Raw genomic sequence first — 13,733 nt, 5'->3', positions numbered from 1 at the left:
GTATGGCGCGCGTGCGCCGCGCAAGCAGTGGTGGCGATGTCCGGGGCCCAGCCAGAAAATTCGACAGGACGAAAGGGCAAGGCGGTCTGCGCCTTGCTGCTGGCAACCAGCATGTTTGCCTTGCTGCGCCCGACTGCGCTCCATGCCCAGGAAACCGAACTGCGCGGAGAGGTTTCGGAATCGGCGATCCTGTCCGACCAGCAGCGCAAGGCGAGACAGCTGGCCCTGGCAGCGCAGGGTCAACAGCCGGCCAATGCAGCGCAGGACAATGCGCCGGCCCGCACCTATCTGCCGGCCAGCGCCGGTGCCGTGCCTGACGACGCCGACACTGGCGACGCCACCGCGACCGGCAGCCTCTTCGACCCGCCGGCAGCCACTGACGACACGTCCGCCGACACTGCGGCGCCGCCCAAGCCTCGCCGCCGCTCATCGACCGCCAGGCAGAATGCGGCTGACCAGGCCAAGGACAAGGCTGCCGACAAATCGAAAAAGAAGAAGAAATCGACGGCCGGCGCCTCCGACATCACCGCTTCCACGACGGCCTCCACGACGGACGCTGCCGATGGTGCAGAGACCGATGCGGACACGGCCAACCGCCGCGCCCTCACCATCGACAGTGCCGACAGGCAGAAGCTTGACCCAGGAGCGGAGCGCACGGACGCCATCGAAGGCCAGAAGAAGAAACCGGAGGATGATCCATTCGCCGCCACCGGCGTCAAATGGGGTTCCTTCGTCATCCGGCCGACGATCGAACAGGGCCTGACCGCCACATCGAACGGCGATTCGAGCAGTGCCGGCACGTCGGCGCTGCTGTCCGAGACGGCGCTGCGCTTTTCCGCCGCCTCCGACTGGGGCGAGAACTCAGCCACGATCGACGGCTATGGCCTTTTTCGCGAGACCGTCTCGGGTTACCCGGTTCACGACGAGCAAGGGCGCATCGAAGGCCAGCTCAATGTCGACCTCGACAATGAGTTGCGCGCCATCGCCAAGCTCGGCTACGAGGCCGTGCCGGAATCGGCATCATCGCCGGACGCCATCGCGGGCGTCAGCAAGCAGCCGCTGCGGCAGACCATCGATGGCAGCCTCGCCGTCGAAAAGCATCTCGGCAAGATGCAGTACACGTTGACCGGCGCGGTCTCGCACGACTTCTACGGCGACGCCAAGCTCTCGGACGGCACCTCGCTGTCGCAGAAGGATCAGGACTCCACGCTCTACACGGCGACGTTGCGCACCGGCTACGAGATCTCCCCTGCCCTGACCCCTTTCACCGAAATCGAGGTCGGCCGCCGGACCTATGATCAACGCATCGATAATGAAGGCTTCGAGCGCTCGTCGACGCGGCTCGGCGCCCGCGCTGGCCTTGCACTCGATATGGGTGAGAAGCTGTCGGGCGAATTCTCGGCCGGCTGGCTCAGGGAAGCGATCGACGACAAAAATCTTGATGCGATCTCCGGTGCCACCGTCAACGCCGACCTCAAATGGTCACCCGAGCGCGGCACAACGATCGGCCTGACCGGGCGGACTACCGTCGAGCCCACGACCACATCGGGCGAAAGCGGCGACATCCTCTATTCCGGTCGCCTGACAGGCGAACGCCAGATTCGCGCCAACCTCACCGCCAACGCGGCTCTGGGCCTCGACTGGCGTGATTACATCGGCATCGACGGCCATGACAGGGTATTGAGCGCCGAGGCCGGACTGACCTGGTGGCTGAACCGCTACGCCGGCCTGACCACAAGAGTGAGGACCGAGAAGCTGACCAGCAATCTGCCGGGCCGGGACTACACCGCCAACAGCATCTTCCTCGGCGTCAAGGTGCAGCGCTGAACGGCCGCACCAACGACATCCGGCCGCTCGCTAGAATACCTTAAAACGCAGCGCCGCGGCGCTCAGACGGCTTCAGCTCGTCGAGAAGCGTGCGGATGACGCCGGCCATGTTCTCGTTCATGTCGCTGCGCCACAGCGCGAAGGCGACGTTGGCCTCGACGAAGCCTTCCGGCGATCCGCAGTCGAACGTGCGGCCTCGATAGTGGTAGCCGTAGAAAGGCTGCTGCTTTTCCAGCTTCAGCATGGCGTCGGTGAGCTGGATCTCGTTGCCGGCGCCTTTTTCCTGGCCTTCGAGGATCTTGAATATCTCCGGCTGCAGGATGTAGCGGCCGTTGATGTAAAGATTGGACGGCGCGGTGCCGGCCTTCGGCTTTTCCACCATCTCGGTGATGCGGAAACCGTGATGCGTGTCCTCGCCGCGGCCGACGATGCCGTATTTGTGGGTTTCGGCGGGAGCGCATTCCTGCACCGCGATGATGTTGTTGCCGGTCTCCTCGTAGAGCTCGACCATTGCCTTCGTGCAGCTCTTCTCCGACTGCATGATCATGTCGGGCAGCAAAAGCGCGAAGGGCTCGTCGCCGACGAGCTCGCGGGCGCACCAGACGGCGTGACCAAGTCCCATCGGTACCTGCTGGCGTGTGAAACTGGTCTGCCCCGGCGCCGGCTGCAGCCGTTGCAGGCGGGCGAGCTGGTCGTCTTTGCCGCGCTGGGCCAGCGTGTCATAGAGTTCGAACTGGATGTCGAAATGGTCCTCGATGACGGCCTTGTTGCGGCCGGTGACGAAGATGAAATGCTCGATGCCGGCCTCGCGCGCTTCATCCACCACATACTGGATCACCGGCCGGTCGACGACGGTCAGCATTTCCTTGGGGACAGCCTTGGTGGCCGGGAGAAACCGTGTGCCGAGACCAGCGACCGGGAAGACTGCCTTGCGAACTCTCTTCATGCTTTCAATTATCCGTTTGAGGGCCAGCTCCGCAATCCCCGTTCCAAGACATTTTCACGCCGGAATTGGGGACTACTGGGCAACTGAGAGGAATGTCCACCGGTAAAGCTTCGAAGCGTCTTTTCGTTCCCGGTGGCGCCTATGGTAAACTAATTCCTAACCTGGTTCGGCGATGAATGGTCTTTCCTGAGACAGAGAAGGAGGAAAAGGTGTCCGTTCGCAATGCCGCAAAACGTTTTACCAGCGTCATAGCGGCAGCCAGCCTATCGCTCGCTCTGCTGATGCCTGGCCCCGCTTTCGCCGATGCCGGTTTCCGGCAGTGGGTCGCCGGCTTCCGCGCCACCGCCGTGCAGAGCGGCGTTTCCGGCGCCCTCTACGACCAGGCCTTCAGGAACATCAGGGATATAGATCCGGTGGTGCTGGAAAAGGCGCGTACGCAGCCTGAATTCACGGCCCCTGCCTGGGACTATTTCGACAACCGCGTCCATGACCAGTCGGTCGCCGTCGGCCAGCAGATGGCCAGGAAATGGAAGCCGTGGCTGGACCGGATCGAGGCCAGGTTCGGCGTCGACCGATACATCCTGCTGGCCATCTGGTCTATGGAATCGAACTATGGCGAGATCCTCAAGCGCGACGACGTCATGCGCAATGTCGTGCGCTCGCTGGCGACCTTAGCCTATGCCGATCCGAAGCGGGCGAAATTCGCCCGCACCCAGCTGATCGCCGCGCTGAAGATCCTGCAGACCGGCGATATCGACGAAAGCCATCTGAGCGGATCCTGGGCCGGCGCCATGGGCCATACCCAGTTCATCCCGACCAGCTATCTCCACTATGCCGTCGACATGGACGGCAACGGCAAACGCGACATCTGGAATTCGATTCCCGATGCGCTGGCGACCTCCGCCAATCTGTTGAAGAAGAATGGCTGGCAGGCCGGCAAGACCTGGGGCTATGAGGTCGCCCTGCCGGCTGGCAAACTTCCCGGCGGTTCCAAGACGCTGTCGCAGTGGCAGGCGCTCGGCGTGGTCAGGGCCAACGGCAAGCCGTTCAAGAACGGCTCCGACAAGGCGACGCTGAAGGTGCCGGACGGCCGCAACGGGCCGGCCTTCCTGATGATCAAGAATTTCACGGTCATCAAAGCCTACAATAACGCCGACAAATATGCGCTGGCCGTCGGCCTTCTTGCCGACGAAATCGCCGGCTCCAGCGGTCTCGTGCAGGACTGGAAGCGGCCTTTCACCAAGCTCACTTTCGAGGAAAGGCAGGAGCTGCAGCAGCGGCTTTCCCAACATGGCCTTTATGACGGCAAGTTCGACGGCAAGATCGGCGACGGCTCGAAATCAGCCATCTTGGCTTTCCAGGCCAAGGCCGGCTTGACCCAGGACGGTTACCCGAGCATGGAAGTGCTGAAGTGGCTCCGGCAGAAATAGAGCCGCCTGCGGTGCCGCGCGGCCTTTCGGCCGCGCAAAGGACGCTGTAGCAATCTGGTTGGCGCAAAGTCCGTTTGAAAAGTACGACTTTTCAAAAAAAGGACCGCGCCAAGGGATGGAGGAAACGATTGGCTTCGGCTGCGCGCATCGCAGGGCTTGTTCGTCGCATGCCGGTGCTCATCCTGGCCGCGATCGTGCTCACCGTCGGTGTGGCTGGCGCCTTTCATGCGCCCGCCATGGCGCAGGAGCAGCAAAACCGCGGCTGGTCGCTGCGCGACCTTCTGTTCCCGCGCCGCAGCGAGCGCATCGAGCCGCCGCAGGACATCCAGAAAGCAAGGCCCGGGCCCAAGGCAAAAAAACCCCGCGCCCCTCGCCCGCCCGCGGAACCGGAAATCCCGGTGGTCGACAAGGCACCGGACGCCCGCACCGTCCTGGTAGTCGGCGACTTCATGGCGGCCGGCCTCGCCGAAGGCCTCGACACCGCCTTTGCCGAGAATACCGGCGTCAGGATCGTCGTTCGCAGCAATGGCTCGTCCGGCTTCGTACGCGACGACTTCTACAACTGGCCCGAACAGATCAAATCGCTGATCGAGACCGAAAAACCCGCCGCCGTGATCGTCATGCTGGGTTCCAACGACCGCCAGCAGATGAAGGTGGGTGACGTGCGCGAACAGCCCCGCTCTGAAACCTGGACCAAGGAATATGAGCGCCGGACCGAGGCGTTCGGCAAAGCTATCGCGGAGGCAAAGGTACCTTTCCTATGGGTCGGCATGCCGGCGTTCCGGGTGCCGAAGATGACCTCCGACATGCTGGCCTTCAACGACATCTACCATCAGGCCGCTGAAAGCCATGGCGGTGAATTCGTCGACGTCTGGGACGGCTTCGTCGATGAGAACGGTGCTTTCGTCACCAGCGGCCCCGACATCAACGGCCAGCCGGTGCGGCTGCGCGCCGATGACGGCATCAACGTCTCGAGGGCGGGCAAGCGCAAGCTCGCCTTCTATACCGAAAAACCGCTGCTGAAGATCCTCGGCCTGACCGCGCCGGGAAGCGTGGTTACGCCGTCCGCTCCGGCGGGCGCCCCTGTCGAGGCGCCGGCGCCGGCCGCGGCACCCATCGTCATCGACCGCACCGCGCCGATGCTGCTCAGCGATCCGGCACTCGATGGCGGCTCCGAGCTGCTTGGCGCGGCCCCGCCGGCGAAGGCAAGTCCGGACCTGCCCGGTGAAAAGCTTGTGGTCGAGGGCAAGGCACCGATTGCATCGCCCGGCCGCGCCGACGATTTCTCCTGGCCGCCGAAGGCTGCAGCCGCAACCGACACCACGACCGCGATCAATCGTTAGTATCGCTTCGCACCGGCTCCGAGGCCGTTTCGAAACTCGCTCCTGCGAGTCATATGATGGTGTTTTCGAGAACCGGAGCGGAGCGTACATTTGAGTACGCGAGCACCGGAAGCGCAGAAAACGCCTTCAGATGGCCGCAGGAGTAGAGTTTCCAAACGGGCTCAGCGCGGGAGGACGCTCGACCCCACCAACGCCTCGTCGATCGAGCGTGCCGCCTGGCGGCCCTCGCGGATCGCCCAGACGACCAGCGACTGGCCACGACGCACGTCGCCGGCCGCATAGAGCCTGTCCACGCTGGTCCTGTAGTCGCGGTCATTGGCCTCGACATTCCTGGAACGGCGGCTGTCGGTGGCGATCTTCATCTGCCCGTCCAATTCTCTCGCCACACCGGCCGCGGCCGGCCCGGCAAAGCCGATGGCGATGAAAGCGAGATCGGCACGAATGACGAATTCGGTACCGGCGATCGGCTTGCGCTTGTCATCGACCTCGCAGCACTTGACGCCGGTCAGTTGGCCTTCCTCGCCGATGAATTCGAGCGTCGCCACCTGGAATTCGCGCTCCGCGCCTTCGGCCTGCGAGGACGAGGTGCGCATCTTGGTCGCCCAGTAGGGCCAGACCGAAAGTTTGTCTTCCTTCTCCGGCGGCTGCGGGCGGATGTCGAGTTGGGTGACACGCACGGCGCCCTGGCGGAAGGCCGTGCCGACACAGTCGGACGCTGTATCGCCGCCGCCGACGACGACCACATGCTGGCCGCCGGCGATGATCGGATGCGACGGCCACGCCACCGACTGGATCGGTTCGCCGCCGACTCGCCTGTTCTGCTGCACCAGATAGGGCATCGCGTCATGCACGCCGCCGAGATCGTCGCCGGGAATGCCGGCCGCGCGCGGCGTTTCCGAGCCGCCGCAATAGAGCACGGCATCATGTTCGGCGAGCAGCTCGGCAACCGGCTTGTCGACGCCGACATTGACGCCGCAATGGAATGTCACGCCCTCACCCTGCATCTGCTCGATGCGCCGGTCGATATAGTGCTTCTCGATCTTGAAGTCGGGAATGCCGTAGCGCATCAGCCCGCCGGGCCGGCTTTCGCGCTCGTAGACATGGACATCGTGTCCGGCGCGGCCAAGCTGCTGGGCGGCCGCCATGCCGGCAGGGCCGGAGCCGATGACGGCGACGCGCTTGCCGGTTTTCTTCTCCGGTGGATAGGGCCTGATATGGCCGGTTTCATAGGCCTTGTCGGCGATCGCCTGCTCGACCGTCTTGATGGCGACGGGAATGTCCTCCAGGTTCAGCGTGCAGGCTTCCTCGCAGGGCGCGGGGCAGATGCGGCCGGTGAACTCCGGGAAATTGTTGGTCGAATGCAGGTTGCGGATCGCGTTGTCCCAATCGCCATTGTAGACGAGATCGTTCCAGTCCGGAATCTGGTTGTGGATCGGGCAGCCGGTCGGCCCGTGGCAGAACGGAATGCCACAATCCATGCAGCGCGCGGCCTGTTTCTCGACCTCCTTGTCCGACATCGGCAGCGTGAATTCGCGGAAATGCCGGATGCGATCGGAGGCCGGCTGGTACTTGTGCACCTGCCGGTCGATTTCGAGAAAGCCTGTTACCTTGCCCATAGTCCAGTTCCTGCTGTCCAGATGGTACGGTTTTCGCCGCACCCGTTAACCCCTTGAGGCAGCCATGGCAACCTTGCGCCGGAGGTCAAACTGTCGATGAAGATGGGCCGGGAAGCCTGGGCTCCCCGGCAATTGCAAGCCTATTCCGCCGCGACGCCCATGCGCATGCGTTCCATCTCGATCAGGGCACGGCGATATTCGACCGGCATGATCTTGCGGAACTTCGGCCGGAAAGTCGTCCAGTCGTCGAGGATCTCGCGGCCACGCACCGACCCGGTGTAATGCACATGGTTGGAAATCAGCTGGTAAAGCCGCTCCTCGTCATGGCTGGTCATGTCGCCGGACACGTCGACGCGGCCCTTGTGGTCGAGGTCGCCGCCATGGTGCAGCAGCCTCTCCATCAAATCGTCTTCTTCGGGAACCGGCTCCAGCTCGACCATCGCCATGTTGCAGCGCTCGGCGAAGTCGCCTGCCTCATCGAGCACATAGGCGACGCCGCCCGACATGCCGGCGGCGAAGTTGCGGCCGGTCTTGCCTATGACGACGACGATGCCGCCGGTCATGTACTCGCAGCCATGGTCGCCAACGCCTTCGACGACGGCGGCGACGCCCGAATTGCGCACGGCGAAACGCTCGCCTGCGACGCCGGCGAAGTAGGCCTCGCCCTCGGTTGCGCCATAGAGCACCGTATTGCCGACGATGATGGACTCAGCCGCGACGATCTTGGCCCCTTCCGGCGGCCGGATGACGATGCGGCCGCCCGACAGGCCCTTGCCGACATAGTCGTTGCCGGCGCCGACAAGCTCGAACGAGATGCCGCGCGCCAGGAAGGCGCCGAAGGACTGGCCGGCAGTGCCGGTCAGCTTCACCTGGATCGTGTCCTCGCGCAGGCCCTTGTGCTTGAAGCGCTTGGCCACTTCACCCGACAGCATGGCGCCCGTCGAGCGGTCGACATTGCGGATGTCGACCTCGATCTTGACCGGCAGCTTGCTCTCAAGCGCCGGCTTGGCCAACTCGATCAGCTTGCGGTCGAGCACGTCGTCGATCGGGTGCTTCTGCCGCTCGGTCCAGTGCACCGCCTCATGCGGCGCATCCGGCTTGAAGAACATCTTCGAGAAATCGAGCCCGCGTGCCTTCCAGTGCACGATCAGGTCGCGCTTCTCCAGAAGATCGGTGTCGCCGATGATCTGGTCGAGATGGGTGTAGCCCATCTCGGCGAGCAGCTCCCTCACCTCTTCCGCGACATAGAAGAAGAAGTTGATGACATGCTCGGGCGTGCCCTTGAAGCGCTTGCGCAGCACCGGATCCTGCGTCGCGACGCCGACCGGGCAGGTGTTGAGATGGCACTTGCGCATCATGATGCAGCCGGCCGCGATCAACGGCGCGGTCGAGAAGCCGAATTCATCGGCGCCGAGCAGCGCGCCGATGATCACGTCGCGCCCGGTGCGCAAGCCGCCGTCGACCTGCAGCGCGACGCGCGACCGCAAGCCGTTCAGCACCAGCGTCTGGTGCGTCTCGGCAAGGCCCATTTCCCAAGGGCTGCCGGCATGCTTGAGCGAGGTCAGCGGCGAGGCGCCCGTGCCGCCGTCATAGCCCGAAATGGTGATGTGGTCGGCGCGTGCCTTGGCAACGCCCGCCGCAACCGTGCCGACGCCGACTTCCGACACCAGCTTGACCGACACGTCGGCCGCCGGATTGACGTTCTTCAGATCGTAGATCAGCTGTGCCAGATCCTCGATCGAATAAATGTCGTGATGCGGCGGCGGCGAGATCAGGCCGACGCCCGGCGTCGAATGCCGGACCTTGGCGATGGTCGCGTCGACCTTGTGGCCGGGCAACTGGCCGCCCTCGCCGGGCTTGGCGCCCTGCGCCACCTTGATCTGCATCATGTCGGAATTGACGAGGTATTCGGCCGTGACGCCGAAACGCCCCGAGGCGATCTGCTTGATCGCCGAGCGTTCGGGGTTCTTGCCGCCGCCGGGCAGCGGCAGATAGCGGTCGGCCTCTTCGCCGCCCTCGCCGGTGTTCGACTTGCCGCCGATCTGGTTCATCGCGCGCGCCAGCGTCGTGTGCGCTTCGCGCGAGATCGAACCGAACGACATCGCCCCGGTCGAGAACCGCTTGACGATGTCGGCCGCTGACATGACGTCGTCGAGCGCCGCTTTCTTGCGGCCGGTTTCTCCGGCCAGCTTGATCTTGAACAGGCCGCGAATGGTCTGGGCGCGGGCCGTCTCGCTGTCGATCTGGGCGGAATAGTCCTTGAACGTTTCCCACGATCCCTGGCGCACGGCGTGCTGCAAGGTGGCGACAGCGTCGGGCGACCAGATATGGGCCTCGCCGCGCATGCGGTACATGTACTCGCCGCCGACCTCGAGGCTGTTGCGCAGCACGGGGTCGTTGCCGAAACCGTCATTGTGGCGGCTTAGCGTCTCGGCCGCGATCTCGTCCAGCCCGACGCCTTCGATCAGCGTCGCGGTGCCGGTGAAATATTGCTGCACGAAATCGGTCTTCAGGCCGATGGCGTCGAAAATCTGCGCGCCGCAATAGGACTGATAGGTCGAGATGCCCATCTTGGACATCACCTTGAGGATGCCCTTGCCGATCGACTTGATGTAGCGCGTGACGACTTCGTAGGCGTCCACCTCCTTCGGCAGTTCCCCGCGCTTGTGCATGTCGAGCAGCGTGTCGAAGGCAAGGTAAGGGTTGATCGCCTCGGCGCCATAGCCGGCAAGGCAGCAGAAATGATGCACTTCGCGCGGCTCGCCGGATTCGACGACGAGCCCGACCGAGGTGCGCAGCCCCTTGCGGATGAGGTGATGATGGACCGCAGCCGTAGCCAGCAGCGCCGGTATGGCGATGCGGTCCGGCCCGACCTGGCGGTCGGACAGGATGATGATGTTGTAGCCGCCGGCGACCGCCGCCTCCGCCCGCTCGCACAACCGGTCGATGGCGCCCTGCATGCCCGCGGCCCCTTCGGCCGAGCCATAGGTGATGTCGATCGTCTTGGTGTCGAAGCGGTCCTCGGTGTGGCCGATGGAACGGATTTTTTCGAGATCGCCATTGGTCAGGATCGGCTGGCGCACCTCAAGCCGCTTGCGGCGCGAATTGCCGACCAGGTCGAAGATGTTGGGCCGTGGCCCGATGAAGGACACCAGGCTCATCACCAGCTCCTCGCGGATCGGGTCGATCGGCGGATTGGTGACCTGGGCGAAATTCTGCTTGAAATAGGTGTAGAGCAGCTTCGACTTGTCCGACATCGCCGAGATCGGCGTGTCGGTGCCCATCGAGCCCACCGCCTCCTGGCCTGTTGTCGCCATCGGCGACATCAAAAGCTTGGTGTCTTCCTGGCTGTAGCCGAACGCCTGCTGGCGATCGAGCAGGCTGACATCCTTGCGCAGCGCGCGCGGCTCGACCGGCTTCAAATCTTCGAGGATGAGCTGTGTGTTGGCGAGCCAGGTCTTGTAGGGATGCTTGGTCGCGATCTCCGACTTGAGCTCCTCGTCGGAGACGATACGCCCCTTCTCCAGGTCGATCAGCAGCATCCGGCCTGGCTGCAGCCGCCACTTCTTGACGATCTTCTCCTCGGGCACCGGCAGCACGCCGGCTTCCGAGGCCATGATGACGCGGTCGTCGTCGGTGACGATGTAGCGTGCCGGGCGCAGGCCATTGCGGTCGAGCGTGGCGCCGATCTGGCGTCCATCGGTGAAAACCACCGCCGCCGGCCCGTCCCACGGCTCCATCAGTGCCGCATGGTATTCGTAGAAGGCCTTGCGATCGGCATCCATGAGCTTGTTGCCGGCCCAGGCTTCCGGGATCAGCATCATCATGGCGTGGCTGAGCCTGTACCCGCCCTGGAACAGGAACTCGAGCGCATTGTCGAAGCAGGCGGTGTCGGACTGGCCGTCATAGGAAATCGGCCACAGCTTCGAGATGTTGTTGCCGAACAGTTCGGAATCGACCGACGCCTGGCGCGCAGCCATCCAGTTGTTGTTGCCGCGCACGGTGTTGATCTCGCCATTGTGGGCGACCATGCGGTAGGGATGCGCCAGCTTCCAAGACGGGAAGGTGTTGGTCGAGAAGCGCTGGTGGACGAGGATCAGCGCGGTCTCGAAGCGCGGATCGATCAGGTCCTTGTAATAGGCGCCGACCTGGTAGGCCAGGAACATGCCCTTGTAGACGATGGTGCGCGCCGACAGCGACACGCAATAGGCGCCGATGTCCTTGTTGTCGTTCTCGGCGTAGATGCGGCCCGATATCACCTTGCGCAGCAGATAGAGCCTGGCCTCGTATTCCTCGTCATCGGTAATGTCTGGCGTGCGGCCGATGAATATCTGCCGATGGAACGGCTCGGATGCCACGATGTCAGGCGCCTTCGACAGCGACGAATTGTCGACGGGCACGTCACGGAAACCGATGAGCGGAAGCCCCTCGGATTGCGCCGATTCGGCAATGATGTCCTCGATATGGGCGCGAAGGGCCGCGTCCTGCGGCATGAACCAGTGTCCAACGCCGTACTGGCCGGCCGGCGGCAGGTCGATGCCCTGGGCCGCCATCTCCTCACGGAAGAATTGGTCGGGAAGCTGCACCAGCACGCCGGCGCCATCGCCGACCAGCGGATCGGCGCCAACGGCGCCGCGATGCGTCAGGTTTTCGAGCACAGCCAGCCCGTCCTTGACGATCTGATGCGACTTCACGCCCTTCATATTGACGATGAAGCCGACGCCGCAGGCGTCATGCTCGTTGCGAGGATCGTAAAGGCCCTGGGCGGAAAGGCCGTTGGCGGTTCGGCCAATATCGGTCCGGGACATGGTTTTGACGGTTGCCGCTTTCGTCTGCGCGGCCTGGCCGTTCGTCGCAGAGTGCGTCATGTCCGTCATCTCCTGTCCTCCATTCCCAGCCATTCAGGCGCTGGTTTGCCTCGGCAAGCGCTTGGCTCACCCTGATCCTTGTGGCACGTCTTGCGAAATCCTTGCCGAACCAGGCGGCTTTCCGCATGGATCGCATCTGGTAATCGTACAGGCCAGAGTCTGGCTGTCCACCTGTCGCTCGCGGCAACAGCCGGAGAGGCCCAAATGATACGCCAATCCAGCTCGTTTTGTGCGACAAAATAAGACAGCACTACTGTCCTAAATTTTTATTGCAGAAATCTGGGACGCACACAAGACCGATTCACAAAAAACTTGGGCTTTCCGCGACAGAAAATGTCGTGAAGTTGAGGAAAAACGTAAGCTTCAGTCTTCGACCCGGGCTTTGTCGGTTGGCTGGCTTTACCATTTTTCCGGCGCCTGGCCCCTTGCGGTCCGCTCGCGAAACCGGTCAACTTCAGGCTGATTTCCCCAAAGCCCCGATCTCCCAAGACATAGGCAGATGCATGTTCTTCGCTTCCGACAATTGGGCAGGCGCCCATCCCAATATTGCCGCCGGCCTGTCGGCCAATGCCGGCGGCTTTTCCACCGCCTATGGCGACGGTGCGCTCGACCGGGCAGTCTACCAGCGCTTCAGTGAGATTTTCGAACGCGAGGTCGCGGTGTTCTTCGTCGCCACCGGCACGGCCGCCAACTCGCTGGCGCTCACCGCTTACAACAAGCCGGGCGGCATTTCCTTTGCTCATCGCGAATCGCATGTCATCGAGGACGAATGCGGCGCGCCGGTGTATTTTTCCGGCGGCTCTCGCCTGCATGACATCGATGGCGCGCTGGGCAAGATCGATCCGCACAATCTGGAAAGGACCATCGGCCGTTTCGCACCGGAAATCGTCCATTGGGGACGACCGATGGCCGTTTCGATCACCCAGTCGACCGAGGTCGGCACCATCTACGGCCTGGATGAGATCGAGACGATCTCCGCGATCGCCAAACAATATTCGGTGCCCCTGCACATGGACGGCGCCCGCTTTGCCAATGCGCTGGTCGCACTCGACACGACACCGGCCGAAATGACCTGGAAACGCGGCGTCGACATCCTCTCCTTCGGCGGCACCAAGAACGGCTGCTGGTGCGCCGAGGCGGTCGTGCTGTTCGATCTTGATCGTGCCAGGGAATTGGCCTTCCTGCGCAAGCGCGCCGCCCAGCTGTTTTCGAAATCGCGCTTCGTCGCGGCGCAGTTCGAGGCCTATTTCAAGGATGGACTGTGGCTGGACACCGCCCGCCACGCCAACGCTATGGCCGCACGCCTTGCCGCCGCGATCGAGGATTCGGCCGCGGCCAAGCTGGCATGGCTGCCGCAGGCGAACGAGGTTTTCGCGGTGATCAAGAAAGCCGAGGCCGAGGGGCTGCAGGCCGCGGGGGCCGCCTTCTACGACTGGCACAAGCCGCATGGCTTTGACGGCCACATCGGCGAGGACGAGTTGCTCTACCGCTTCGTCACCAGCTTTGCGACGACAGCCGATGAAGTCGACCGTTTTGGCCAGCTGATCGCCTGATAACGGATATCCCGGACAACAAAAAAGCGGGGGGCGGTGGGGGCCCGGACAGCGGGGGGGGGGGCGGTGTAAGTTTTGGGGGCGGGTTGGGGGGGGCGGGGTGGGGGTGGGGGCAGGCCGCCGCAATGGGAGAGTGGGGGGGGGGTGCTG

General features: G+C 63.6%; 7 protein-coding genes. 4 read left to right on the top strand and 3 right to left on the bottom strand.

What is annotated here, in order from left to right; translation table 11 throughout:
• Nucleotides 1-36 precede the first annotated feature (36 nt).
• Nucleotides 37-1,827: an outer membrane beta-barrel protein gene (locus NKJ37_RS22380; protein ID WP_352775026.1), complete on the top strand. Its 1,791-nt coding sequence runs from the start codon at nucleotides 37-39 to the stop codon at nucleotides 1,825-1,827.
• 40 nt (nucleotides 1,828-1,867) lie between these two features.
• Here NKJ37_RS22380 and galU read toward each other — a convergent pair whose 3' ends face one another.
• Nucleotides 1,868-2,773: a UTP--glucose-1-phosphate uridylyltransferase GalU gene (gene galU, locus NKJ37_RS22375; RefSeq protein WP_352610320.1), complete on the bottom strand. Its 906-nt coding sequence runs from the start codon at nucleotides 2,771-2,773 to the stop codon at nucleotides 1,868-1,870.
• Between the two features lie 209 nt (nucleotides 2,774-2,982).
• Here galU and NKJ37_RS22370 point away from each other — a divergent pair, with 209 nt between their 5' ends.
• Complete coding sequence (locus NKJ37_RS22370) at nucleotides 2,983-4,203, top strand: lytic murein transglycosylase (protein WP_352751630.1); 1,221 nt, start codon at nucleotides 2,983-2,985, stop codon at nucleotides 4,201-4,203.
• Between the two features lie 128 nt (nucleotides 4,204-4,331).
• Nucleotides 4,332-5,546: an SGNH/GDSL hydrolase family protein gene (locus NKJ37_RS22365; RefSeq protein WP_352775023.1), complete on the top strand. Its 1,215-nt coding sequence runs from the start codon at nucleotides 4,332-4,334 to the stop codon at nucleotides 5,544-5,546.
• A 161-nt stretch (nucleotides 5,547-5,707) separates the two neighbouring features.
• Here NKJ37_RS22365 and NKJ37_RS22360 read toward each other — a convergent pair whose 3' ends face one another.
• Both NKJ37_RS22360 and gltB read right to left on the bottom strand, forming a co-directional pair.
• Nucleotides 5,708-7,162: a glutamate synthase subunit beta gene (locus NKJ37_RS22360; RefSeq protein ID WP_128303125.1), complete on the bottom strand. Its 1,455-nt coding sequence runs from the start codon at nucleotides 7,160-7,162 to the stop codon at nucleotides 5,708-5,710.
• Between the two features lie 140 nt (nucleotides 7,163-7,302).
• On the bottom strand, nucleotides 7,303-12,039 hold the full coding sequence (gltB, locus tag NKJ37_RS22355; protein WP_352775020.1) for a glutamate synthase large subunit: 4,737 nt from the start codon (nucleotides 12,037-12,039) through the stop codon (nucleotides 7,303-7,305).
• Nucleotides 12,040-12,533: 494 nt separating this feature from the next.
• On the opposite strand from gltB, the gene NKJ37_RS22350 reads away from it, so the two are divergent.
• Nucleotides 12,534-13,583, top strand: a complete 1,050-nt coding sequence (locus tag NKJ37_RS22350) for a threonine aldolase family protein (RefSeq protein ID WP_352775017.1) — start codon at nucleotides 12,534-12,536, stop codon at nucleotides 13,581-13,583.
• Nucleotides 13,584-13,733: the final 150 nt, after the last annotated feature.

This window comes from Mesorhizobium sp. M0140, from assembly GCF_040322475.1.
GTDB lineage: Bacteria > Pseudomonadota > Alphaproteobacteria > Rhizobiales > Rhizobiaceae > Mesorhizobium.
This window is presented reverse-complemented; position numbering and strand designations above follow the sequence as displayed.

Coding starts and splice junctions, on each gene's coding strand:
- NKJ37_RS22380 (WP_352775026.1), top strand. CDS start 37: ATGTCCGGGGCCCAGCCAGAAAATTCGACAGGACGAAAGGGCAAGGCG.
- galU (WP_352610320.1), bottom strand. CDS start 2,773: ATGAAGAGAGTTCGCAAGGCAGTCTTCCCGGTCGCTGGTCTCGGCACA.
- NKJ37_RS22360 (WP_128303125.1), bottom strand. CDS start 7,162: ATGGGCAAGGTAACAGGCTTTCTCGAAATCGACCGGCAGGTGCACAAG.
- gltB (WP_352775020.1), bottom strand. CDS start 12,039: ATGACGGACATGACGCACTCTGCGACGAACGGCCAGGCCGCGCAGACG.
- NKJ37_RS22350 (WP_352775017.1), top strand. CDS start 12,534: ATGTTCTTCGCTTCCGACAATTGGGCAGGCGCCCATCCCAATATTGCC.